22 protein-coding genes are annotated in these 23,636 nt (G+C 41.4%); 17 read left to right on the plus strand and 5 right to left on the minus strand.

From position 1 onward, the window contains the following. Nucleotides 1-12: 12 nt before the first annotated feature. From ABOA58_RS06780 to ABOA58_RS06795, 4 genes are all read left to right on the plus strand, one after another. Nucleotides 13-1,095, plus strand: a complete 1,083-nt coding sequence (locus ABOA58_RS06780; protein WP_350301727.1) for a carbamoyl phosphate synthase small subunit — start codon at nt 13-15, stop codon at nt 1,093-1,095. Further along, nucleotides 1,088-4,207, plus strand: coding sequence for a carbamoyl phosphate synthase large subunit (locus ABOA58_RS06785; RefSeq protein ID WP_350301728.1), 3,120 nt, complete (start codon nt 1,088-1,090; stop codon nt 4,205-4,207). The genes ABOA58_RS06780 and ABOA58_RS06785 overlap by 8 nt, the downstream gene beginning before the upstream one ends. Beyond that, on the plus strand, nt 4,204-5,163 hold the full coding sequence (gene argF / locus ABOA58_RS06790; RefSeq protein ID WP_048686903.1) for an ornithine carbamoyltransferase: 960 nt from the start codon (nt 4,204-4,206) through the stop codon (nt 5,161-5,163). The genes ABOA58_RS06785 and argF overlap by 4 nt, the downstream gene beginning before the upstream one ends. 125 nt (nt 5,164-5,288) lie before the next feature. Further along, nucleotides 5,289-5,468, plus strand: a complete 180-nt coding sequence (locus ABOA58_RS06795) for a YjzC family protein (RefSeq protein ID WP_034314546.1) — start codon at nt 5,289-5,291, stop codon at nt 5,466-5,468. Between the two features lie 53 nt (nt 5,469-5,521). Here the strand turns inward: ABOA58_RS06795 and ABOA58_RS06800 are convergent, their stop codons facing one another. After that, nucleotides 5,522-6,280, minus strand: coding sequence for an IclR family transcriptional regulator (locus ABOA58_RS06800; RefSeq protein WP_350301729.1), 759 nt, complete (start codon nt 6,278-6,280; stop codon nt 5,522-5,524). Between the two features lie 391 nt (nt 6,281-6,671). Between ABOA58_RS06800 and ABOA58_RS06805 the strand changes: the two genes are divergently transcribed. The 5 genes from ABOA58_RS06805 (at nt 6,672) to clpB (ending at nt 13,503) form a co-directional block, all read left to right on the plus strand. Further along, complete coding sequence (locus ABOA58_RS06805; protein WP_350301730.1) at nt 6,672-7,619, plus strand: fumarylacetoacetate hydrolase family protein; 948 nt, start codon at nt 6,672-6,674, stop codon at nt 7,617-7,619. A 1-nt stretch (nt 7,620) separates the two neighbouring features. Then, nucleotides 7,621-8,112, plus strand: a complete 492-nt coding sequence (locus ABOA58_RS06810) for a DinB family protein (protein ID WP_350301731.1) — start codon at nt 7,621-7,623, stop codon at nt 8,110-8,112. A gap of 30 nt (nt 8,113-8,142) precedes the next feature. Next, nucleotides 8,143-9,255, plus strand: a complete 1,113-nt coding sequence (locus ABOA58_RS06815; RefSeq protein ID WP_350301732.1) for a cupin domain-containing protein — start codon at nt 8,143-8,145, stop codon at nt 9,253-9,255. A 109-nt stretch (nt 9,256-9,364) separates the two neighbouring features. Further along, entirely contained in the window at nt 9,365-10,567 is a 1,203-nt protein-coding gene (locus ABOA58_RS06820) for an FAD-dependent monooxygenase (RefSeq protein WP_350301733.1), read from the plus strand. Between the two features lie 347 nt (nt 10,568-10,914). After that, the gene (clpB, locus tag ABOA58_RS06825; RefSeq protein ID WP_350301734.1) at nt 10,915-13,503 is read left to right on the plus strand and encodes an ATP-dependent chaperone ClpB; all 2,589 of its coding nucleotides are present in this window, start codon (nt 10,915-10,917) and stop codon (nt 13,501-13,503) included. 82 nt (nt 13,504-13,585) lie between these two features. Here clpB and ABOA58_RS06830 read toward each other — a convergent pair whose 3' ends face one another. Further along, the gene (locus ABOA58_RS06830; protein ID WP_350301735.1) at nt 13,586-13,777 is read right to left on the minus strand and encodes a YjzD family protein; all 192 of its coding nucleotides are present in this window, start codon (nt 13,775-13,777) and stop codon (nt 13,586-13,588) included. A 295-nt stretch (nt 13,778-14,072) separates the two neighbouring features. On the opposite strand from ABOA58_RS06830, the gene ABOA58_RS06835 reads away from it, so the two are divergent. The 3 genes from ABOA58_RS06835 (at nt 14,073) to ABOA58_RS06845 (ending at nt 16,132) form a co-directional block, all read left to right on the plus strand. Then, entirely contained in the window at nt 14,073-14,795 is a 723-nt protein-coding gene (locus tag ABOA58_RS06835) for a hydrolase (protein WP_350301736.1), read from the plus strand. 102 nt (nt 14,796-14,897) lie between these two features. Then, a complete protein-coding gene (locus tag ABOA58_RS06840) occupies nt 14,898-15,731 on the plus strand; it encodes a hypothetical protein (protein ID WP_350301737.1) in 834 nt (277 codons plus the stop codon). A 218-nt stretch (nt 15,732-15,949) separates the two neighbouring features. Further along, on the plus strand, nt 15,950-16,132 hold the full coding sequence (locus ABOA58_RS06845) for a ComZ family protein (protein ID WP_034314525.1): 183 nt from the start codon (nt 15,950-15,952) through the stop codon (nt 16,130-16,132). Between the two features lie 42 nt (nt 16,133-16,174). Here the strand turns inward: ABOA58_RS06845 and ABOA58_RS06850 are convergent, their stop codons facing one another. Next, complete coding sequence (locus ABOA58_RS06850) at nt 16,175-16,396, minus strand: hypothetical protein (protein WP_350301738.1); 222 nt, start codon at nt 16,394-16,396, stop codon at nt 16,175-16,177. A 203-nt stretch (nt 16,397-16,599) separates the two neighbouring features. Between ABOA58_RS06850 and ABOA58_RS06855 the strand changes: the two genes are divergently transcribed. From ABOA58_RS06855 to ABOA58_RS06870, 4 genes are all read left to right on the plus strand, one after another. Beyond that, the gene (locus ABOA58_RS06855; RefSeq protein WP_350301739.1) at nt 16,600-17,535 is read left to right on the plus strand and encodes a beta-ketoacyl-ACP synthase III; all 936 of its coding nucleotides are present in this window, start codon (nt 16,600-16,602) and stop codon (nt 17,533-17,535) included. A 51-nt stretch (nt 17,536-17,586) separates the two neighbouring features. Then, complete coding sequence (fabF, locus tag ABOA58_RS06860; protein ID WP_350301740.1) at nt 17,587-18,825, plus strand: beta-ketoacyl-ACP synthase II; 1,239 nt, start codon at nt 17,587-17,589, stop codon at nt 18,823-18,825. 136 nt (nt 18,826-18,961) lie between these two features. Beyond that, nucleotides 18,962-19,732: a DUF2268 domain-containing protein gene (locus tag ABOA58_RS06865; RefSeq protein WP_350301741.1), complete on the plus strand. Its 771-nt coding sequence runs from the start codon at nt 18,962-18,964 to the stop codon at nt 19,730-19,732. Between the two features lie 108 nt (nt 19,733-19,840). Beyond that, a complete protein-coding gene (locus ABOA58_RS06870) occupies nt 19,841-20,596 on the plus strand; it encodes a YjbA family protein (protein WP_034314514.1) in 756 nt (251 codons plus the stop codon). 33 nt (nt 20,597-20,629) lie between these two features. Here ABOA58_RS06870 and trpS read toward each other — a convergent pair whose 3' ends face one another. After that, nucleotides 20,630-21,616, minus strand: a complete 987-nt coding sequence (gene trpS / locus ABOA58_RS06875; RefSeq protein WP_350301742.1) for a tryptophan--tRNA ligase — start codon at nt 21,614-21,616, stop codon at nt 20,630-20,632. Between the two features lie 563 nt (nt 21,617-22,179). Between trpS and ABOA58_RS06880 the strand changes: the two genes are divergently transcribed. Beyond that, on the plus strand, nt 22,180-23,325 hold the full coding sequence (locus ABOA58_RS06880) for a putative glycoside hydrolase (RefSeq protein WP_350302810.1): 1,146 nt from the start codon (nt 22,180-22,182) through the stop codon (nt 23,323-23,325). 51 nt (nt 23,326-23,376) lie between these two features. On the opposite strand, the gene ABOA58_RS06885 is transcribed toward ABOA58_RS06880, so the two are convergent. Then, nucleotides 23,377-23,565, minus strand: a complete 189-nt coding sequence (locus tag ABOA58_RS06885; protein WP_101224111.1) for a hypothetical protein — start codon at nt 23,563-23,565, stop codon at nt 23,377-23,379. Between the last annotated feature and the right edge of the window lie 71 nt (nt 23,566-23,636).

Here is a 23,636-nt window from a genome sequence, read left to right on the forward strand (position 1 = left end):
GAGGTGAAGATCATGAAAAGCTATCTATATTTAGAGAATGGTTCCGTCTTTGAAGGGGAACTGCTGACTAAATCGACTGAAAAAACAATCACTGGAGAGATTGTCTTTTTCACAGGAATGACCGGATATCAAGAAGTGTTGACAGATCCTTCATATAAGGACCAGATTGTCATCTTCACATACCCGCTAATCGGAAATTACGGAATCAATGAACATGATTTTGAAAGCAAGAAGCCGCATGTTGCCGGTGTGATTGTATATGAAGGAAATATGAGCCATTCCCATTATCAGGCTGAATATTCACTTTGTGAATATTTAGACAAGTGGAACATCCCTCTTTTAAGCCATGTTGACACAAGAGCGGTCGTTAAGAATATAAGACAGGAAGGTTCCATGCAGGCAGTCATCACAGCAGAAGAAAAATACACTGTCGTACCCGGCCTGAATGGTTTATCAGCCCATGTAGCTGAGGTATCCACAAAGGTTGTCGAGAGCTTTGGGGAAGGCGACAAGCACGTTGTGATGATGGATTTCGGCTATAAAAAATCCATATTGGATTCATTGGTCGAGCAAGGCTGCCGAGTCTCTGTCGTACCATTCGATACGGAATTCGAGCAAATCAAGGACTTGAAGCCAGATGGTATTTTGCTTTCAAATGGGCCTGGGGATCCAAAACAGCTTGAATACCTCTTAGGAAACATTAAAAAGATCATTACGAATTTTCCAACGATGGGCATCTGCCTCGGTCATCAATTAACGGCCCTTGCCTTAGGCGGAAATACTAAAAAAATGCTGTTTGGACATCGCGGTGCGAATCAGCCCGTGGTCGATTTGAAAACGAAAAAGGTGTATATGAGTTCGCAGAATCATAGTTATGAGGTTGATGAACCGAGCTTGCAAGGAACATCACTGCAAGTGAGATTCAGAAACGTGAATGATAACACGGTTGAGGGGCTCATGCATGAAGACTTGCCAATCTTCACTACCCAGTACCACCCAGAGGCAAATCCAGGACCTGTCGAGAGTTCATTACTATTCAACGACTTTTTACAAATGATAAATGATTATAGCGGGAGAGAAAAAGCTTATGCCTAAGGACGATACGATACAGACCATTTTAGTGATTGGTTCGGGGCCGATTGTCATTGGGCAGGCCGCCGAATTCGATTATGCAGGTACACAGGCCTGCCTTGCTTTAAAAGAAGAAGGATATAAAGTCATACTGGTCAACAACAATCCAGCAACGATCATGACTGATGATATGAATGCGGATGCTGTCTATTTCGAACCTTTAACAGTTGATGTACTGGAAAAGATCATTTCCAAAGAAAAGCCCGATGGCCTGCTCGCTACATTAGGCGGTCAAACAGGATTGAATCTTGCTTATCAATTGGATGATGCTGGAGTACTTGAAAAATATAATGTCAAATTATTGGGAACTCCGATCGACTCCATCAAAAAAGGGGAGGATCGTGAACTGTTCCGTGAGTTGATGTTTGAAATAGGTGAACCCGTTCCCGACAGTACGATTGTCCATACCCTTGAAGAAGCGCTGGCTTTTGCCGACAAAATCGGTTTCCCCATCATCGTTCGTCCCGCTTATACACTCGGCGGAACTGGCGGTGGTATTGCCGATTCACTGGACACCTTTAAGGAACTTGTACGGGGAGGACTTCAAGAAAGCCCGATTACACAATGCTTGATTGAAAGAAGCATAGCTGGTTATAAGGAAGTCGAATATGAGGTTATGCGAGATGGCAACAATACGTGCATCACCATCTGTAATATGGAAAATATCGATCCGGTGGGGATCCATACAGGTGATTCGATCGTCGTGGCACCATCACAGACTTTATCGGACGATGAGTTTCAGATGCTGCGTGCCGCATCCATTAAAATCATTTCTGCTTTAGGTATCATAGGCGGATGTAACATTCAATTTGCCCTTGATCCGAATAGCAAGCAATATTATTTAATAGAAGTAAACCCGCGCGTCAGCCGTTCATCGGCACTGGCTTCCAAAGCGACAGGTTATCCAATAGCACGCATAGCCGCAAAGCTCGCTGTCGGCTACGATTTATCGGAGCTCATCAATCCAGTAACGAAAAGCACATATTCAAGCTTCGAACCTGCTCTTGACTACGTAGCGGTGAAGTTCCCGAGGTGGCCATTCGATAAATTCACGACCGCCAACCGAAAATTGGGAACACAGATGAAGGCGACTGGTGAAGTGATGGCTTTACACCGCAGCTTTGAAGGGGGAGTCCAAAAGGCCGTCGATTCTTTGGAATTGAAAACGATTGGGCTGCAGCTATTATCGCTGAAAAATAAAACGGTTCCTGAACTTTGGGGAAAGCTTGCCGAAAAATCTGATGAACGAATATTTGTCATTTTTGAAATGCTTAGAAAAGGCGTGACGATTGAAGAAATCCATGAAGCGACAGCCATAGATTATTTCTTCCTTAAATCCTTTGCGTCATTGATCCAGTACGAATTGGGGATTGAATCTAAGGCAATCGATCAGGTAACAAAGGAAGAACTGCAGACATACAAGGAAAAGGGCTTTTCCGACCGCTATCTTGCTTCCGTATGGAAAGTAAGTGAGATGGAAGTGAGAGCACACCGCAAATCACTGGGTCTTACGGCTGTCTACAAAACGGTTGATACATGTGCAGCCGAGTTCGAATCACATACGAACTATCACTATTCAACATATTTTGGTGAGAACGAACAGAAAAAAACTGATAAAAAGAAAGTCTTGATGATTGGCAGCGGTCCGATCCGCATAGGACAGGGAATAGAATTTGATTACTGTTCGGTTCACGGTGTTTATGCACTCCAGGCTGAAAATGTTGAAACGATCATGATCAATAATAATCCGGAAACGGTAAGCACGGATTTTGCGACGGCAGATCGCCTTTATTTCGAACCGTTGACTCTTGAATATGTTCTTAATGTAATAGAAGCGGAAGATATTAAAGATGTTATCGTCCAATTTGGTGGGCAGACTGCGATAAACCTGGCAAAAGGCCTGGAAGAATACGGTGTCAATTTGTTGGGGACTTCCTTCGATACACTTGATCAATTAGAAGATCGTGATCGTTTTTATCAGCTTCTTCAAAAACTGGATATCCCGCATGTACCGGGTTCAATGGCTAATGGTGAACAACAATTAATTGCAAGTGCAGAGGCAATCGGCTTTCCGGTGCTCTTACGCCCATCCTATGTAATTGGCGGCCAGGGAATGGAAATCATCCGCTCCAAGGAAAGCTTGTTGAATAGAATGGCAAATGGAACGGCACTTGTCTATCCAGTGTTGATCGATTCCTATATTCCAGGGAAGGAAACCGAAATCGATTTGATTGCGGATGGAAATGATGTATACATTCCCATCATTGCCGAACATATAGAGAAAGCAGGCGTCCATTCAGGGGATAGCATGGCATTATTGCCAGCTCAATCCTTAACGGATGATATCAAAGATAAAATGACCCTTTATGCTAAAAAACTAGTTAGTGAACTTGGTTATAAAGGACTTATGAACATCCAATTCGTGATTGAGGGAAATAGTGTATATGTATTGGAAGTGAATCCTCGTGCAAGCCGGACAATCCCAATCATCAGTAAAGTGACCGATGTATCCTTGGTGCAAATAGCGACAAAAATATTGCTTGGGAAATATTCATTGTCGAATGCGTTCGAAAAAACGGGCTTAATGGATGAAATTCCATATGCAGTCGTCAAATATCCAGTATTCTCTACATTTGCACTAAGCGGACTTGATTCGAAGGTAGGTCCGGAAATGAAATCAACAGGTGAAGGAATAGCTATCGGGGAAACGGTAAATGAAGCGTTGACAAAAGTATTCCATGCTCAAAAAGCTAAACATACTACTGGTGTTTATCAATCAGAATCTGTCCAATTAAGTGAAGATTTGTTAGCTCAAATCAAAGAAGCAGGTTTGATATTGGGGAATTCGGATTTTGATAAATGGTTAAATGAAGGAAATGCAGCGGTCGTTTTGGCATATGGAACAACGGAGGAAGATAAGAAGCTAAGGTTACTTGCAGCGAAATACCGACTGCTTGCATTTACGGAAGAAGAGACGTTCAAGGCCTATCTACAATCGGTAGAAAATGCTGATCCAGGGGTGAATTCGCTTCAGGAATGGCTTGTACAATATTCGAAAGGAGTGTCACACGTATGAGTTCAATGACGGCACCGACACAAGCGAAGATTTTAAATGGAAAAGATTTTTTGACCATGAAGGAGTCTACACCAACGGCAATTGCAGATTTGTTAAAACTGGCGCAGACCATTAAAGGCAAATTGCAAGCTGGTGAAGAATATACGCCTTTAAAAGGGAAAACGCTGGGGATGATCTTTGAAAAATCGTCTACCCGTACCCGTGTTTCTTTTGAAGTGGGCATGATGCAGCTTGGCGGACACGCTTTGTTCCTAAGTGGCAATGACTTGCAAATTGGACGTGGTGAAACTATTTCCGATACTGCAAAAGTCCTTTCTGAATATATTGATGGCATCATGATTCGTACCTTCGAGCATGAAAAAATCCTGGAATTGTCAGAAAATGCTTCTATCCCAGTCATCAATGGGTTAACAGATCTTGCCCATCCTTGTCAGGTGCTTGCTGACTTCTTGACGATCATCGAGATAAAAGGGCAGCTAAAAGGCTTGAAGATGAGTTATATCGGTGATGGCAATAATGTTGCCAATTCATTGATGGTAGGCTGTGCAAAAATGGGAATGGATTTTTCCATTGGATGTCCTGACGCCTACAAACCTGATGAAAAGGTCGTCGCCTATGCTAAAAAAGTGGCAGAAGAGACTGGCAGTGAAATTTTGGTGACAACCTCAGCTTCGGAAGCCATAAAAGATGCGGATATCGTCTATTCCGATGTTTGGACCTCCATGGGGCAGGAAATCGAGAATGGTATCCGCTTAGAAGCTTTTAAAGATTATCAAATCAATGGTGAGCTAGTAAAACTTGCTAAAGAAGATTATTTATTCATGCATTGCCTGCCTGCACATCGGGAGGAAGAGGTTACGGCTGAAGTCATCGATGGACCTAATTCAGTCGTTTTCCACCAAGCCGGAAATCGTCTGCATGCCCAAAAGGCGGTCCTAGTGGACTTAATGTCTTAATCAAAAAAGGCGTCTGCTCTATGAGCGGACGCTTTTTTGATTCAAGCCGCTTTCCTAATTTTTCTGACATGAAAGGAAGGAACCTGGTAATAATAACAGGGAAAGCATGTAAAGGGGTGAAATCTATGGGGCAAAATCGTCAATTTAAGCCAGGTCAAAAGGCACCGAATAATGGGACCTACGTAGAAATCGGTGAAACGGGCAGCACGGTAGTGAATCCGAAAATGGTAAAGCTTGATGCAGGGGATTCTTTTCCTGAAACATCCAATCATAACCGGATATGGACATATAAGCGGAAGCCATGAAACATCTAAAAGCAGGAAAAAGGAATGATCGCCATCCTTCTTCCTGCTTTTTTCTATTCAGCGGAATAACCGAATATATTCGAGATTTCCAAACAGCACTTCCTTAAATAATGGCTTAAAGGATCTTCATGATGATCAGGAATGCTCTCGGTGAACCCAACGGCAGTGATCGCTCCCAATAATTCCGAATTATAATTAAAAACCGGAATGGACATGGAGGAAACGGATGGTACAAGAGGCTCTTTGGCAAAAGCTATTTTGTATTTCCGAATTTCATCATACTCATTTGTTTCTTTAAGGAACGAACCTGTAACATTACGATCTTTTTCAATCCATTCCGCCGTCAATGAAGGATCCTGAAATACAGTGAATACCTTTCCGGAAGAGGATGATGGCGGAAGTCGCGTACCTAACTGTGCCCCGATGTTTAAGTTTTGGTTGGAATTCCATATTTTTGCAGTGATTGGTCCATCATATGTCCAAACGGAAAAAAGGACCGTGCAAGAAGTATGGTGACTGATTTCCTGTAAATAAGGAGTTATTCTGCTCGTTACATCCTCATTTCCTATCGCTGCCATTCCGTATTGAATCAATTTGCTCCCAAGGTGATACATACCGGTTGTCTTATCGCGATATAGTAGCTCCAGTTGAGTCAAAGTATTCAAATACTTATAGAGGTTACTTTTCGTTATTTCCGTTAATTCCTGTATATCAGAGAATCTTAAAGGAGTTCTTTGGGAAGCAAGTAAATCTATGATGCTCATCCCTATTTGTAATGATTGAATCGTCGAACCGGATTTTACGATTTCCATAAATCAATCTCCCTAATCTGTTTTAATTTAGGTCTAGTATATCAGAATCTGTAAAATATAAATGAAATTTAGCAGAAAAACCGCCGGCTGCTTGAAGCTATCAATATTCTTTCCTATTAAAAAAATAACTTTAGCGCAGTTTTATTAATTCCGAAGTGCTGTTATTCGTGTAGATGATAACATTTGCACAAAAATTCTCAATACTTTCTTGACAATATTCCGAAAATTGAGTTATTATTTATATAAATAGTGAACAGTGTTTTCTATAAGTGGAATTGATAAGATGTACAGTCATTCAAATACTGCTATGCGAAGCGAATCCAGCAGAATCAGGATGGTGGCATCAAAAAGAGGTATTAAAAAAATCCAGATAAATAAAGGAGAATGAAAAATGAAATTAGTAACGTTCAGCAGTCAAGGATTTAAACGTATTGGTGCAATTTATCCGAATAATGTAGTAGTTGACTTGAACTATGCCTATCAAGCGCTTCTTGAAAGCGAAGGGAAACTTCGCAGTGAACAAATCGCTGACGCGTATGTACCTGCAACAATGGAGGAGTTTTTACAGGGAGGGAATGAAAGCCTTTCCATCGCGCAAAAGGCTGCGGACTACGCTATTAACAATCGTGATTCCTTCAGACATAAATTGGTACATGAAATTGAAAATATAAAGCTTGAGGCCCCTGTCCAAAAGCCAAGCAAAATTATTTGTGTCGGACATAACTACCGTGAGCATATTGCTGAAATGGGTCGTGAACTGCCGCCATTCCCTGTGGTATTCGCAAAGTTCGCCAATACAGTAATCGGTCCCCAGGATGATATACCGTTTTTCCCAATCTCTGAACAACTGGATTATGAAGCGGAATTCGCTTTTGTAGTCGGACAAAGGGCACGGAATGTTTCTAAAGAAGATGCTCTCGATTATGTAGCTGGTTATACAATTGCGAATGATGTCACTTACCGTGATATCCAACGGCGTACACTTGAGTGGCTCCAAGGGAAAACGGTTGAAGGAAGCGCTCCGATGGGGCCTTGGTTAGTCACTGCCGATGAACTTTCCGATCCATCTGGCTTAAATGTCCGATTAACGGTAAATGGTGAAGAACGCCAAAAAACGAATACATCCAACTTCGTATTCGATGTGAAGTATCTAGTTGAATTCTTATCGAACTTAATGACTCTTGAACCAGGTGACATCGTCCTCACAGGAACACCGGGTGGGGTAGGGGTAGCCCGTGATCCACAAGTGTTCTTAAAAGATGGTGACGTTGTCAAAATCGAAATAGACAAAATAGGTTATCTTGAAAACCGTGTGCGACGTGTCGGGGAGGGAAAATAAAATGGCTTATCAGGAAATCGGGACATCAATCCAATCGGTTCAACAATCAATCGACCACATTCTTGAGACAGCGGCAAACCTACCGGAAGAAACGATCCGATTTAAACCAGCAGAGGATGAATGGTCAATCATGCAGATACTTTCCCATTTAGCTGAAGCCATTCCTTATTGGTTAGGTGAAGTGGAAACTGTAATAGCAATGCCTGGAGCCGAATGGGGGCGTGGATTGCAAGATCAAGCCCGATTGGCAGCAGTTACCGATACAGACAAACTTGCTGTTGAAGATGTCATGAAGCAAGTGGAGGAGCTTAAATATAAAGTGGAGAGCAGTCTCGGGAATTTAGATGAAGAAACACTATCCAAAGAATCGCCACACCGGAATTTCTCTAAATTCGGAAACAAACCAGTTTCTTATATAGTCGATCACTTCATCGATGAGCATGTTTCAGGACACTATGATCAAATAAAGCGAAATCTTTCTAAAATCCAGTGAGGCAAGATAAATAAGAAAGTAGGGATTAATATGGCTGAAAAATCGGAATACATGAATAGTACAATCGTAAAAGATTTTACAAAGGATATTCAGCAGTATAACCTTGGGCCGCTGTGGGAAGCCATTCCCGCTTTGATGGACCATGAACCTAAACCTCATGCGCATGCTTATTTATGGAAAGAAGAGCTTTTGACAAAAAAATTGATGGAAGCAGCTGAAATCTTCACACCTGACCGAGGCGGGGAGCGCAGGGCCATTTATTTTCAGAACCCTGGACTCACTTATCGTCAGCCCTGGGGATGGGCTTCGACAACGCAAACGCTATATGCAGCGGTCCAGCTATTGCTGCCAGGTGAAGTGGCCCCTTCCCACCGTCACTCCCAAAGTGCACTTCGTTTCATTACGAATGGTGAAGGTGCCTACTCCATCGTGCAGGGAGAAAGAATCTTCATGGAAGAAGGAGATTTCTTGATCACGCCTAAAAACCTATGGCATGGTCATGGACATGTTGGCGATAAACCGATGATTTGGATGGATGCCCTTGATATCCCAACCATCTATTCCATAGGCGGCACTTTCTTTGAACCATATCCTGATCGGATTGAAACGCCTAAACGGCCAGATAATTTTTCAGAGCTCCGTTATCAAGGCGGAATGGTTCGTCCAGTATCCGACCGTTATTCACAAGTGGCACCGCTTGCCAACTACAAGTGGAAAGGCACCAAAGCAGCGATAGAAGGATTAATGAATTTCGAACCGGACCCATATGATGGTTTCGCCGTGGAGTATATCAATCCATCAAATGGCCAAACGGCCAATCCGACGATGGGGGCATGGATGCAGAAACTTCCGAAAAGTTTCCATACGAAAGCACATCGCCATACCCATTCCACAATTTATCAAGTGCACCAAGGATCAGGCTATACGGTCATTAATGGAGTGCGTTTTGACTGGTCCAAGGGAGATTATTTCGTCGTTCCGAATTGGGCATGGCATGAGCACGTTGCAGAAGCGGATTCTTACTTATTCTCGGTAAACGACCTACCAATAATGGAAAGATTCGATTTGGAACAGCAACAAGCATTAGACACAAACAATGGGTACCAAAAGGTTGAAAGTGAATTCAAGCCTGTTTTGGTTTGAAATCTTCAGCTAAGATCTCTGTGAATATATGAATGCCAGTCGAATGAAAACGCTTACTGTGGTAGTGGTCCGCAACATTGGCTAAAAGCAACTAGTATAGGGGGAATTGATGATGAACACAGAAAAAAAACCATTCATCGTTATCGGTGGGGGAATTGGCGGTTTGGCAACTGCTTTAGGAATTGCAGAAACAAAACAGTATGTAAAAGTCCTTGAACAAGCTCCCGAGTTTGGCGAAATCGGTGCAGGGATTCAGCTTGCAGCAAATGCCACCAACGTCTTGCAGCGTTTAGGCGTCATGGATAAAATCAATGAAATTGCAGTATTTCCAAAAAGATTGGTGCTGATGGATGCCTTTTCCGGAAAAGAGCTTTCCGCTTTGGATTTAGGTGATGTTTACAAAGAAAGATATGGAGCTCCATATGTTGTTTTGCATCGTTCAGATTTGCATAAAGTACTGGCTGAAGCATGTGAAAAGAACCCGTATATCGAACTGGTTACGAATCAAACCATTATTGAGACAGTAGAAAATGAAGGTGAAGTGACGGTTACTTCTGCCAACGGGTCCCAACATTCAGGAACTGCTGTCATTGGAGCCGATGGATTATGGTCCAAGGCACGGAAACTTTTTGTGGAAGATCAGCCGGTCTGCTCTCAATATGTTGCATACAGGGGAGCGATCCCGATGGAAGAGGTTACGAGCCATGGAGATTTAGATGATGTTTATATGTGGATTGGGCCAGACCTTCATCTTGTTCAATATCCGGTTAGAAGGGGAGAACTATACAACCAAGTAGTTGTCTTCAAAAGTTCTCAATATACGGAAGAAAACGAAAAAACAGATCAATGGGGAACCCCGGAAGAAATGGACCGTGTGTTTGCCGGAACTTGTGAGCTTGTTCAGAATGCGATTTCATTCATCCAAAGGCAACGCCGCTGGCCAATGTATGACCGACTACCAATCGATAATTGGACAAAAGGAAGAATTACGCTTATGGGAGATGCGGCACATCCGATGCTTCAATACTTGGCACAAGGAGCTTGCCAGGCTTTAGAAGATGCAGCTTATTTGTCGGATATGCTTCATAAGCATGGAAATGACATTGAACAGGCATTTTTGGAATATCAAGAGGAACGCATACCGCGCACGGCTAATGTTCAATCGAGCGCAAGAATGTGGGGGGAAATCATCCACAATACGACCGATGCAGGCATTCTGCTACGAGATACGATCCTTGCAGGTCGGACGGATAAGGATTTCCAATTCGTCGATGAATTTCATGGTTATAATAAAACGGCCGTGAAAGCATAATTCGTTTTGTTTCATCTATGCATCTAAAAGTTAAAACAAAGTTGATTGGAGCGGGTGTACGAGACTCCTGCTTAGAAAAGCGAGACCCCGCAGGCGTAAAGACGCCGAGGGCGGACCTCCCGCGGAAAGCGAGTGCCTGGAGAGGAAATCAACCAAATTGTACAAACGGCAAAAGCCTTTCTTCTATATGAAGAAAGGCTTTTGTCGTTTATCGTCCATACCTCCTGCATTTTATATAACTTTCCTTTACATGGGGAAAATTAGAAGTATAATGAAAATATAAAGGTCAAATTTGGTCAAATCGAGTGGGAATTCGTTCATGATAGAGATGAATGGGAGGTTTTAAGATGGATATTAATAAAATGACGGAGAGAACCCAACAGGCGTTCATCGGCGGCCAGGAACTAGCCAAAGATAGAGGGAATCCCGAGCTGACGGAGCTTCATTTATTAAAGGCCTTAATGGAACAGGATGAAAGTTTATTAATCAGGATTTTATCTGAATCTGGTAAACCGATGAATCTATTTGATATAGAGCTAAATAAGGAACTGGATCGATTACCGGAAGTGAGCGGGAGTGTTTCCCAGGTTTACATGTCATCCTCCCTGCAGCAAATGTTGACGGCTGCCGAAAAGGAAATGCAGATGTGGGAGGATGAATACTTATCTGTCGAACATATACTGCTTGCGTCGCTGCAAGTCAATAAAACGAATGTGAACAGGCTTTTTTCATCATATGGAATTGATTATGATAAAGCAAAACAGGTTATAAACGATATAAGGGGGAATCAGCGAGTGACTAGTCAAAATCCTGAAAGCACTTATGAAGTACTGAAAAAATACGGCAGAGATCTTGTTGCTGAGGTTAAATCGGGGAAGGTCGATCCCGTAATCGGCCGTGATACGGAAATCCGTAACGTTATACGGATCCTTTCACGTAAAACGAAAAATAATCCTGTATTGATAGGAGAACCCGGAGTAGGTAAAACAGCCATCGTCGAGGGGCTGGCACAAAGGATCGTCAGGAAGGATGTGCCTGAGGGATTAAAGGACAAGACCGTTTTTTCACTGGATATGAGTGCGCTTGTCGCTGGCGCCAAATTCCGCGGTGAATTTGAGGAACGCCTAAAAGCGGTCTTGAATGAGATCAAGAAGAGTGACGGTAAAATTCTATTATTCATTGATGAATTGCACACAATTGTCGGTGCAGGAAGAACGGATGGCGCACTTGATGCCGGAAATATGTTAAAGCCGATGCTTGCGCGCGGTGAGCTGCATTGTATCGGTGCAACGACCCTTGATGAATATCGGCAATATATTGAAAAGGATCCGGCTCTGGAACGCCGTTTCCAACAGGTTCTGGTTCCCGAACCGGATGTTGAAGATACTATTTCAATTTTGCGGGGATTAAAGGAAAGGTTTGAAATTCACCATGGCGTCAGGATACACGATCGGGCGATCGTTGCGGCCTCTGTCCTTTCGAACCGATATATAACGGAGCGGTTTTTACCTGATAAAGCGATAGATCTTGTGGATGAAGCATGTGCGATGATCCGAATGGAAATCGACTCAATGCCATCCGAGTTGGATGAAATCACGAGAAAAGTCATGCAACTTGAAATTGAAGAGGCGGCCTTGAAGAATGAGGAGGACCCTCAAAGCAGAGCAAGGCTGGAAGTGCTTCAAAAAGAACTATCAGAACTTCAGGATCAAGCTAATAGCATGAAATCGAAGTGGCAAATGGAGAAATCAGCGCTTCAAAAGGTGCAGGATCAACGTGAAGAGCTTGAGAAACTGCGACATGAACTGGAACAGGCAGAGAATGACTATGACCTTAACCGGGCAGCTGAACTTCGGCATGGAAGGATTCCGCAGCTTCAAAAAGAATTGGACGCAATGGAAGACGAATTGGAAAAGGAAAAACAGGAATCGCGATTGCTTCGCCAGGAAGTGACGGAGGAGGAAATTGCCTCGATTGTTGCAAGGTGGACGGGGATTCCGATTAGTAAGCTGGTGGAAAGTGAAAGGGAGAAGCTGCTTCGCCTATCTGATATCCTGCATGAACGCGTAATAGGTCAAGGAGAAGCGGTGGAACTCGTATCCGATGCTGTTTTAAGGGCAAGGGCTGGAATTAAAGATCCAAACAGACCAATCGGTTCATTCATTTTTCTTGGGCCAACGGGTGTAGGTAAAACCGAATTGGTAAAAGCTTTGGCAGAAACGTTATTCGATAGTGAGGAACATATGATTCGAATCGATATGTCGGAATATATGGAGAAACATTCCGTGTCCCGCCTTGTTGGTGCACCTCCTGGATATGTTGGATTTGAGGAAGGCGGCCAACTTACGGAGGCTGTTAGGAGAAACCCATATTCAGTCATATTATTGGATGAAATTGAAAAGGCGCATCCGGAAGTCTTCAATATTTTGCTGCAAATGCTGGATGATGGAAGGATAACAGACTCCCAAGGAAGAACAATCAACTGTAAAAATACGGTGATCATCATGACTTCCAATATCGGATCCCATTTCTTATTGCAGTCCAACCGGGTGGATGGCGGCATTGAAGAAGAAATAAAAGATCAGGTCTTTAAAGAGTTAAGAGGGCATTTCCGTCCGGAATTTTTGAATCGCGTTGATGACATTGTTTTATTCAAACCTCTGACGAAACAAGAAATCGTGGAAATCGTAGATAAAATGGTTCATCAATTACAAGTAAGGTTAACTGAACAAAATATAGTCCTGAATGTTACTGAAGCGGCTAAGGAATTCATTGCGGAACAAGGATATGATCCGGTATATGGGGCAAGACCGCTGAAGCGATTCATCCAAAAGCATCTGGAAACGAAAATCGCCCGTAAAATCATTGCCGGGACTGTTGAGATTAAAGAAGGAATAACGATTGATTATGATCATGATGAATTGGTTCTCATATAAAAACGTTGAAATGTAGTTTACCCGTAAGCAAAGTACGGTATAACAAAAAGGACATCCTATAAAGGATGTCCTCTTTTGCTTCTTAATGTTGATGAGAGTCTTTAGCTGGCCCAGCAGGCAAGATAGCCGGGATGATGCAAATCAGGATAGCAGCAGCTAATCCTAAAATCGTTCCCTGCGCAGCATCGTATGAAACTCCGATCATGGAAGAAACAACATATACAGTCATATGCACTAATAAGAATGTCCAAAAAATTGTCCAAGCATAACGCATCGAATTTCACCTCATTCCACTACATTCATTTTTATCTTACCATAATTAATATACAGTTAAAACGTGTTTTTAATAATAACCTTTAAATAATTCAATACATTAAATCATAAGAGAACTTTTTCAGGCAGACTTGTTGGTTTCAAACTTCAAAAGGGAAATCATACGGAAAAAATAAAAGCAAAAACTCCGTGCTTGGTTAATTTAAGATAAGAAGTTAGGCGTTTCCACTGACCCTTTCTATTTTTCGTCATAAATTAATATAGTAGTAGTAATATTCCTTAAAGGAGTTTGAACGATGGAACAACGAACTTTTCAAATTGATGACCAATGGAATATCATCTATTATCCAGAGCGGCCCAGTGGTTTTTCCGTAATGGTAATTGGAGACCGTAGTCATTTTGTCGAAAAAGAAAGCAGCTTTTGGCTGCAGCATCCTGGCAGGCTGCAGATATTGGAATATTTAAAGGAATACGGATACACCCTATTTTCTTCCAATTTTTTTGGAGCCAACTGGGGCAGTCCTAAAGCACTCGAGCTTTCCCTTAACCTATATATTCTGTTCATGAAAAAAGAAATAGTCAATCAAAGGGTTCATATATTGGCAGAGGGGACAGGCGCACTCCTTGCCTTAAAGTTAATGAATGAACTTGGTAATAAAATACGGTCCGTCGTGTTGATAGATCCGGTTTTTTCCTTGAAAGCACAACTGGAGAAAGAAAAGGAAAATAAGTTCTTCTATAAAAAGTGGCTGTCCGAGGTCGCTGCTGCATATGAGCTCGATCCGGCAGAATGTGAACAGCATATACTGGACACTGAAGATTCAATGATCGCAGAGAATATCCCCATGAAAGTGATTCAGGTTTTTGGAAGCTTACGGAAAGAGCAAGCCTCCCTTTATCGGCAAATCCAGCTGGCTAGAAAAGCAGACTTGCAGCTGACGTATATATTGCCCGAAAAACGTTATAAAATCCCCTATCAAATACAGAAGTTTTTCAATGAGAATGAAGAGACTTTATGAGAAGAGATATATTTTTACAATAGTTTGCATACGATACAGCATCTAAAAAAACTAGACGTGCCGGGTGAAGTGGGCTTGATGGCATACGAGGAGGCTGTATTTATGCAAACAAACATTGTCATTGGCACTTATCGATTCGTGGGATTCTATGTGACTCAATTCTTTTTGAACCAAGGTGAAGAAGTAATCGGAATCGATTGGGATGATTCCGAAGCAAGTCAATATATTAAGGAAGAAAAGGAACTTGAAATAGGCAGGAATTCAAATTATATATATTTTCCGATAAATAAACTTAAATTATTGGATATTTCACAGCAGGACACGGTGTTCATATCTTGTTACGATATTCAAAGCGGAAAAATGGACAAAATCGATTTTGTAATAGGAGAAATCGTTTCCTTCATCGAGAAATGCAAAAAAAATGGCAAGAATGAAACGCCAAATTTCGTACTTTTCATGCCCATTGAAAAAGATGTCAGTACATTTCAGTCGATATTAAGCTCGATTCGTGGAATGGATTCTGCAAAAATCATATTTTTACCGACGATTTATGGACCTTGGCAATCGGAAGGCATGAGCTTTGAAGCTGGAATCAATCAGCTTGGACAGTCTGATATCAAAGCGGCAATTGCAGCCGAATATAACGGAGATGCTCTCTACATCACTGATTTTGTAAATGCTTTGGAAGCGGTGCTTACCACAAGTTCCGATAGGGACATTCAATTGTGCAGCAGTATTGATGATCATTGGGATAAATGTGCCAAGTTAATATTTGGTGAAAGTATGGATTCATTCACTTCCCAATCAACACCTAAAATCAATAAAGGAACAATATTTGAAGTGCAATGCAAAATGGAACCGGAAGAAGGCATTGCATTACAGAGAAAACATAATAAACGATTAAACTTACTTAAAAAGTGGAGAAAGCGTGATTAACATTTTCGTTATTTGGGAAGGACAAAACGGTATATTTGCCTCTAATCTATATGTCTTGTACTATAATGTTCAAGGATAGGAATTAACATCAAAAGATATTCATGATTTTATATGTACGCCCTTTACGAAAGGGTTCAGTGGAATTATGATAATATTGAGCTTATTTTGGCATCAAAATGATCAATTGATGAATATTCAAAAGATAGGGGGAAATGCGGATGAGTTCAGATAAAACTCTTGAATTTATGGGAATCGCCATGAAATACTTCCCAGAGGCTAAAGCGAAGCTTGAAGCAAGCGGGATTCCATTCTCGATGGAGATGGCAGAGCCATTCATGGAGCTCTTTAAAAGCGTTATGCAAGAAGCTTATGAGCTTGGTAAACAAGATGCTCAGCGTTAATTAAAGGCAGGCTGTCCGGTAAAAGGGCAGCCTTGAATTTTTTTATTCTTTTTTCAAGAACTTGGCGATCAATGGGCTCAGATTGATTTTATCAATGGTCGGTTTGTATTGACTGTATAAGCCCATCAATGTTTCAACGCTCGCCATCAATTGCATGTAATCAACCTGCGCTTCCTCTTGCTCCGGTTCATTTTTCCTGCCAAACATCAAATTCGAAAAATGATCATCCGGGTTTCTCTCCCTGTTGCGATTGAAGATGTCCAAAATGAGTTCCTCCTATTCTCCTTTTATTTATAATGTATGTCCTTAAATTTCCCTTGGCATAGGCGCTTGTCCGACTTCCGAAAGAGATTTCTTTAGCTTTTCAAACTGTTAACTCTTGCAAGGAAGTCTTTTTTTATATAAAATTAGTACCAGGTAATAATAGATGATTATAATAACTCATTAAAATATAAGGGGATGGCAAGATGAATGCTGGAATACTAGGGCTTGGCCGCTACTTACCCGACAAAATCGTTACAAATGCGGATTTAGAAAAAATTATGGACACTTCCGATGAGTGGATCAGGACTAGGACGGGTATTGAGGAAAGAAGAATTGCAAATGATGATATTGATACATCAGATATGGCTTATGAAGCCGCAAAAGCTGCATTGAAAAATGCGAAAATTTCGGCTGAAGAGATAGATTTAATTCTTGTAGCCACTGTTACACCCGATCAGTCGTTTCCTTCTGTCGCTTGCATGATTCAAGAGAAATTGGGGGCGATGAAGGCAGCTGCAATGGATGTAAGTGCTGCATGTGCCGGATTTATGTATGCAATGATCACGGCACAGCAATTTATTCAGTCAGGTGCATATAAGCATGTGCTGATTGTCGGTGTTGAAAAACTTTCGAAAGTAACCAATTGGGAAGACCGCAATACTGCTGTCCTTTTTGGTGACGGAGCGGGTGCAGCTGTACTTGGACCTGTATCTGAAGGCAAAGGAGTCCTTTCCTTTGAATTAGGCGCAGATGGAACTGGCGGGAAGCACTTACTACAGGAAGGAGATTTCATTCATATGAATGGACGTGAAGTATTTAAATTTGCTGTCCGTCAGATGGGGGAATCCAGCCTGGGTGTATTGGACAAAGCTGGTTTGACAAAGGAAGATGTAGATCTGCTTGTTCCGCATCAAGCAAACATTCGCATTATGGAAGCCTCAAGGGAACGCTTGGGTCTCCCGCTTGAAAAAATGACAAAAACGGTTCATAAATATGGAAATACTTCATCAGCGTCCATTCCAATGGCCCTTGTGGAAGAAATGGAAGCAGGAAGAATCAAGGACAATGACTTAATCGTCATGGTCGGTTTTGGTGGTGGCCTTACTTGGGGAGCGATCGCTCTTAGGTGGGGTAAATAAAAGAAGAAGCAAAACGTAAGAGCTTTAAAAATAGGAAGGAGCCATTTTTAAATGACTAATCGCCGTGTAGTTGTAACAGGTATTGGAGCAATCTCTCCAGTTGGTAATGATGCAGAAACTGGATGGAAAAATATAATCGAGGGGAAATCGGGAATAGGACCTTTAACTCGTTTGAATGCTGAAGAATTTCCGGTTAAAGTGGCTGCTGAAATCAAGGATTTTGATATAGAAACATATATAAATCGTAAAGAAGCACGGAAAATGGACCGTTTTACCCATTATGCAATTGCAGCTTCCGTTATGGCATATAATGATAGCAAGCTGGAAATAACCGATGAAAATGCTGCACGTGTCGGTGTTTGGATCGGTTCGGGTATCGGCGGGCTGGAGACACTTGAGACACAGCATGAAAACTTTTTAAACAGAGGATATAAACGTGTAAGCCCATTTTTCGTACCAATGATGATTCCGGACATGGCAGCTGGCCAGGTTTCTATCTTACTGGGTGCAAAAGGAATCAATTCATGTACGGTAACAGCCTGTGCAACAGGAACTAATTCAATTGGTGATGCGTTTAAAGCCATTCAACGGGGCGATGCCGATGTGATGATTACAGGCGGGGCCGAAGCGCCAATCACAAAAATGTCGGTTGCAGGCTTCTGTGCAAATACGGCTTTATCGACAAACCCTGATCCCCAAACGGCTAGCCGTCCTTTTGATCTTAACCGTGATGGTTTCGTAATAGGGGAAGGAGCTGGAATCATCGTTCTGGAAGATCTTGAACATGCATTGAATAGAGGAGCCAAGATTTATGCTGAAATAGCCGGTTATGGCTCAACTGGAGATGCCTTCCATATCACCGCTCCTGCACCTGGTGGAGAAGGCGGGGCAAGAGCGATGAAAATTGCAATCGAGGATGCAGGTTTGAATCCGAAAGACATCCAATATGTGAATGCCCACGGAACGAGTACGCCTTACAATGACAAATACGAAACGATGGCAGTCAAAGAAGTCTTTGGCGACCATGCTAATAAACTTGCAATAAGTTCCACTAAATCGATGACAGGCCATATGTTAGGGGCAGCAGGCGGTGTGGAAGCGATTTTCACGATTCAGGCAATCAGGGACAGCATTTTGCCTCCAACCATCAATATTGAAACACCAGACCCTGAGTGTGATTTGGACTATGTCCCGAATCAAGCAAGGAAGGGCGAAATCAATGCAGCCATCAGCAATTCACTTGGATTCGGTGGACATAACGCAACTATTCTTTTCAAAAAATATCAATAAGTTTGAAGGAAGAGCAGATCTTAGGGATCTGCTCTTTTTATGTTGAAGGGAAAATTGCAAATACAAGGGATTTAAAATGTGTCAACCGCCTTCTTTAAATCATACGATAGTCAATAGAAGCGGAGGTGTATGGGAAATGGGAGTCATTTCAACCAATGAATGGATGAAGAAGGATTTCAACCGCCCGGTCCAGATGATGGAAAGACTTAAAAGCACTTTCAACGATACCCTTGATGCGGACATGATTTATCGTCATTTATTGAAGCATGGCATGTATTCGCCGAATCAAAAAACAAAACAAACATGGGAAGACTTAAACGAAAATAATGTCTGGGAAAAAACACATAACTTGTTTACAGCTTATAAGAAGCTATGGGGTGGGCCTGATGTTCCCATATATATTTTTCCGCTCATGTCTTCAGGGATATGGAATAAAAAAGTTGAAACGAAGTCAGGGTTGGCATTTAAAGATAAACTATTCCTTTTTTACGGAAAGGGGATAGCCGAAAAGGAAATGGAGGCGCTGTTGATTCATGAATATCATCATGTTTGCCGTCTGCATCATTTGAAAAAGGACCAAAAAGAATTCACACTCCTGGATACTATGATCATGGAAGGACTGGCTGAAAGAACGGTGGAGAAATATTTAGGAACAAGATTTTTAGCTAAATGGACTAAGTTATATCAGGAAGATAAACTAAGAGAATTTTGGAGTAAGCATTTAGAGGAAAAGCACACGATAAAACGTACAGATCCTCTTCATGATGCACTTCTGCTCGGGACGAAAGGATATCCATATATGCTTGGATACTGTAGTGGCTATTACCTGGTGAAAAATTCTGAGAAACTCTCCGTGAAAAAATCGTTCATTATACAATCTGAAGAATTCCTATCTAAAAAGCGTTAATATATACGTTCTTTTTTTCTTAATCTGTTTTCTAGAATAGGAATAAATTGTATGGTTCCTGCCTATACTGATTGACAAACAGAAATTTGTTTAAGTGAGGGATGAATGATGCTATATCTTCATGATGTATGGGTTAACTGGTTTGAAGGAGAAGAAAACGGCTATAATATTTGTCATTTTCATGAATGGAGGAAGGATGACGGGATCGAACTACTAGATCAAGTTCCTTTGTTGAAAGTGTCATCAACATTGTTCCACTACATAGAAAACGACTTGTCAGAATTACCTAAGCCACTGCTTAATGATGTATATCAAAAAGCATATGCAAGGAAAAATCATGAACGAATTCAGCTCGACTATTGTTTTATCGTGACTGACGGAAATGGAATCTTAGCTGTTGATACGATAGGGTATCATATTCCGATTAGGAAAAGCAGAATAATTCCCCGGCAGGAACAAATTGTTTATGACATGATAGAAAACCATGATGAGATGGATTACACCTTTACTGAAAAACCTACATCTGAGAAAGAATATCATATTTTGTCGCCGTCTCCCTTATTCATGAACGGTTTGACAAGAAAAGAAAGACAGCTTAAGCAATTGCTATTCATGGCCATGGACCAATTATTCACGGCGAAAAACACTGCTGAAATCCGCTATTGGTATACAGAATGGGCTCCTGAGAAATATGAAAGCATTCAAGAAATGGATTTTCAGATAGCTTGGCTTGAATTATATGAAGAAATGAAGGAAGGCTGGTCAGAGAAGCACCTTCAGCTTTGTGAAAACCTTGTGAAGGGGCAGCCTTTTTTTGAAAAGCTGTGGCAAGTTGAGGCAGGCGATAGCCCATCGATATTATGAAAAAAAAGACGATCCGTTGAGGATCGTCTTTTTTTATCTCTTTCTGCCAAGTCCCATGCCATTATACATTTTTCTGATCATTTTATTGGCTTCAATGTTCGCCTTTTCTGCACCGCGGTCCAGAATTTCATCCAATTCAGGCGAATCGATCAATTCATTATAGCGTTCCTGAATTGGCAGGATTTCTCCAAGAACCACCTCAGCCAAATCACTTTTAAAGTCACCATAACCTTTGCCCTCATACATCTCTTCAATTTCTGTATAAGTTTTTCCACTGAAGATGGAGTATATGGACATAAGGTTGGAAACTCCCGCTTTGTTTTCCTTATCGTAACGGACAATGCCTTCCGAATCGGTAACTGCGCTCTTGATGTTCTTTTCGATTTGCTTCGGATCATCCAATAAGGCAATCGTTGCCTTTTTATTAGGATCGGATTTGCTCATTTTCTTGGTTGGTTCCTGAAGGGACATGATACGGGCCCCTTCTGTAGGGAGGCTGATTTCCGGGATTTTAAATATATCATTATGCTTTTTATTGAACCGTTCAGCCAAATCGCGTGTCAATTCAAGATGCTGTCTTTGATCTTCCCCGACAGGAACCACATCTGTACTATAAAGGAGAATATCGGCAGCCATCAACGGCGGGTAAGTAAGCAGTGATGCGGATACCCCTTCTTTGCCAGCGGATTTGTCTTTAAATTGCGTCATTCTCTCAAGTTCCCCAATATAGGATATACTCTGTAAAATCCAGCCTGCCTGGGCATGTGCTGGTACTTCTGATTGAATGAAGATGGTATTCTTTTCAGGATCCAGGCCAATGGCCAAATATAAAGCGGCCAATGTTTTAATGTTTTTCCTTAACTTAATGCGATCCTGTGGAACTGTAATTGCATGCTGGTCAACAATACAAAAGAAACATTCATATTCCTTTTGTAAGTTAACGAATTGTTTCATTGCTCCGATGTAATTTCCTAAAGTAACGGAACCGGATGGCTGAATGCCGGAGAAAATCCTTTTCAACTGCTAGTCACTCCTCTAAATGCGTTTATTGATAAATGGATATTCGCTCTTCATTATTGTAAGGATAAATAGAAAATGAATCCACTTTCTTTGAAAGAAATGTGCATATTCCTGTGATTGGGAAATGCTCATTTAAATCTTGTGGAGGGCCGTTTTGTCCTGTATCGATGCCATTTTGAGAATACGAAATGTCCACTATACTGTATTTTAGCATTTATTCATATTAAATGTATAATCGAAACGGCAAACAAGCCAATAGAACGGATTTTCCGCTTCTTTTTTTTGAATATGGAAGAAATGAAGGGTTCAAGGAAAATCAATCCGTTTAACATATTTCACAATGAGCGGACCATTTTAGGGAAGGATACTCACAAGGGAATACAGGGTTGTTGAACGTATTCTCATTTTGTAAGTCAGTTTTTTTTATTATTTATAATATATAGGAGTAAAGTTAATTGTTTGTGGTATTAAAGAAAGGGGTTTATTATATTTGTTGAATATTGATGACTGATGGCGAATGAGGTGGAGAAATGAAACCAATGTGTAAATGGTTGATGACAGGAATGTGCATATTCCTGATTCAACAGCCAGTTCATGCACAAGGCATGAACGAAACCAGGCAGGTGGCATTAGAAAATAAAGAATTGCCTGCGAGCGTACCGCGTTTTGTTTTTGATTCGGGGTTGAAATTCGACTATCCGGATGCTGTGCGCGGAATATATGTGACAGGGCCTGCAGCGGGCGGCAGTAAATTGAACGAACTTATTAAATATGTAGATGAAACCGACTTGAATGCGATGGTCATTGACATTAAGGATGACAAAGGGAACGTAACGTTTAAAACGGAAGATCCAGATTCTCCATATGCTGGGATTGGTAAAGACTACATAAAAAATCCAGGGGCAATGCTGAAAAAATTGGAGGATAAACAGATTTATCCGATTGCAAGGGTAGTCGTCTTTAAAGACTCACTTTTGGCCAAAGAGAAGCCGGAATTATCTTTTGTAGATGGCGAAAAGGTATGGAAGAATGGTCGAGGGGAAGCCTTCGTTAACCCATTCTTAAAAGAGGTGTGGGATTATAATGTCGGTATCGCCATTGAAGCGGCAAAGATGGGTTTTAAAGAAATTCAATTTGACTATGTCCGTTTTCCCGAAGGATTCGAAAATAAAGAAGATGATTTGAAATATGATGTCGGTGAATATGATGAAGCGAAAGTGAGTCATACAGCCAAAAGGGTTCAGGCAGTGACAGATTTCGTAAGTTATGCGAGGAAACAGCTGGAGCCATATGATGTGGAAGTATCAGTGGATATTTTTGGTTATGCAGCTACATTGCCTGAAGCTCCCGGAATAGGGCAAAACTTCACAAAAATCTCTGAGAATGTCGATGTAATTTCCTCGATGATCTATCCGAGTCACTGGACATCTTATTTTGGTATCGATAAGCCTGATTTGGAGCCTTATAATCTCGTTAAGGAATATGCGAAATTGGAGAACGGGAAGCTGAAGGAATTAAAAACTCCACCTACTTCAAGACCTTGGCTACAAGATTTTACTGCCTCATATTTAGGTGAAGGGAATTACCAAAGGTATGGAAAGGAAGAAGTGGAAGCCCAAATAAAAGCGTTAAATGATAATGGTATTAATGAATACTTATTATGGAATGCAGCAAATCGATATACAAAGGGAGTAGACTATACCCCATGAAAAAAAGGATGACCTTGGAAGATTCTTCCGGTCATCCAATTTCTCTCTGAATTACCGCTTTTTATTCCCGCCAACTTTACTCCACCCTGACTGAATTCGTTTCGATTGATCGAAAATATGAGAGTGACGTTTCCCGCCAAACCATTTTTCGCCGATGCCATTCGTCACAACGCCATTCACAGCTGTAATGCCAATAACGCAAGCAGCGACTAAAAAAAAGTCCAAAAAGTAACTGATCATCAAAACCCTCCTAATTTTTTCAAGCTATTCAAGTTCCATTGTAGTGGATAAGAAAAAATCTGGAAAGTATA

It is taken from the genome of Peribacillus frigoritolerans (assembly GCF_040250305.1).
Lineage (GTDB): Bacteria > Bacillota > Bacilli > Bacillales > DSM-1321 > Peribacillus.

Excerpts from the sequence above, each read along its gene's own strand:
- ABOA58_RS06780 (WP_350301727.1), top strand. The coding sequence starts at position 13 with ATGAAAAGCTATCTATATTTAGAGAATGGTTCCGTCTTTGAAGGGGAA.
- ABOA58_RS06785 (WP_350301728.1), top strand. The coding sequence starts at position 1,088 with ATGCCTAAGGACGATACGATACAGACCATTTTAGTGATTGGTTCGGGG.
- argF (WP_048686903.1), top strand. The coding sequence starts at position 4,204 with ATGAGTTCAATGACGGCACCGACACAAGCGAAGATTTTAAATGGAAAA.
- ABOA58_RS06795 (WP_034314546.1), top strand. The coding sequence starts at position 5,289 with ATGGGGCAAAATCGTCAATTTAAGCCAGGTCAAAAGGCACCGAATAAT.
- ABOA58_RS06800 (WP_350301729.1), bottom strand. The coding sequence starts at position 6,280 with ATGGAAATCGTAAAATCCGGTTCGACGATTCAATCATTACAAATAGGG.
- ABOA58_RS06805 (WP_350301730.1), top strand. The coding sequence starts at position 6,672 with ATGAAATTAGTAACGTTCAGCAGTCAAGGATTTAAACGTATTGGTGCA.
- ABOA58_RS06810 (WP_350301731.1), top strand. The coding sequence starts at position 7,621 with ATGGCTTATCAGGAAATCGGGACATCAATCCAATCGGTTCAACAATCA.
- ABOA58_RS06815 (WP_350301732.1), top strand. The coding sequence starts at position 8,143 with ATGGCTGAAAAATCGGAATACATGAATAGTACAATCGTAAAAGATTTT.
- ABOA58_RS06820 (WP_350301733.1), top strand. The coding sequence starts at position 9,365 with ATGATGAACACAGAAAAAAAACCATTCATCGTTATCGGTGGGGGAATT.
- clpB (WP_350301734.1), top strand. The coding sequence starts at position 10,915 with ATGGATATTAATAAAATGACGGAGAGAACCCAACAGGCGTTCATCGGC.
- ABOA58_RS06830 (WP_350301735.1), bottom strand. The coding sequence starts at position 13,777 with ATGCGTTATGCTTGGACAATTTTTTGGACATTCTTATTAGTGCATATG.
- ABOA58_RS06835 (WP_350301736.1), top strand. The coding sequence starts at position 14,073 with ATGGAACAACGAACTTTTCAAATTGATGACCAATGGAATATCATCTAT.
- ABOA58_RS06840 (WP_350301737.1), top strand. The coding sequence starts at position 14,898 with ATGCAAACAAACATTGTCATTGGCACTTATCGATTCGTGGGATTCTAT.
- ABOA58_RS06845 (WP_034314525.1), top strand. The coding sequence starts at position 15,950 with ATGAGTTCAGATAAAACTCTTGAATTTATGGGAATCGCCATGAAATAC.
- ABOA58_RS06855 (WP_350301739.1), top strand. The coding sequence starts at position 16,600 with ATGAATGCTGGAATACTAGGGCTTGGCCGCTACTTACCCGACAAAATC.
- fabF (WP_350301740.1), top strand. The coding sequence starts at position 17,587 with ATGACTAATCGCCGTGTAGTTGTAACAGGTATTGGAGCAATCTCTCCA.
- ABOA58_RS06865 (WP_350301741.1), top strand. The coding sequence starts at position 18,962 with ATGGGAGTCATTTCAACCAATGAATGGATGAAGAAGGATTTCAACCGC.
- ABOA58_RS06870 (WP_034314514.1), top strand. The coding sequence starts at position 19,841 with ATGCTATATCTTCATGATGTATGGGTTAACTGGTTTGAAGGAGAAGAA.
- ABOA58_RS06880 (WP_350302810.1), top strand. The coding sequence starts at position 22,180 with ATGTGCATATTCCTGATTCAACAGCCAGTTCATGCACAAGGCATGAAC.
- ABOA58_RS06885 (WP_101224111.1), bottom strand. The coding sequence starts at position 23,565 with ATGATCAGTTACTTTTTGGACTTTTTTTTAGTCGCTGCTTGCGTTATT.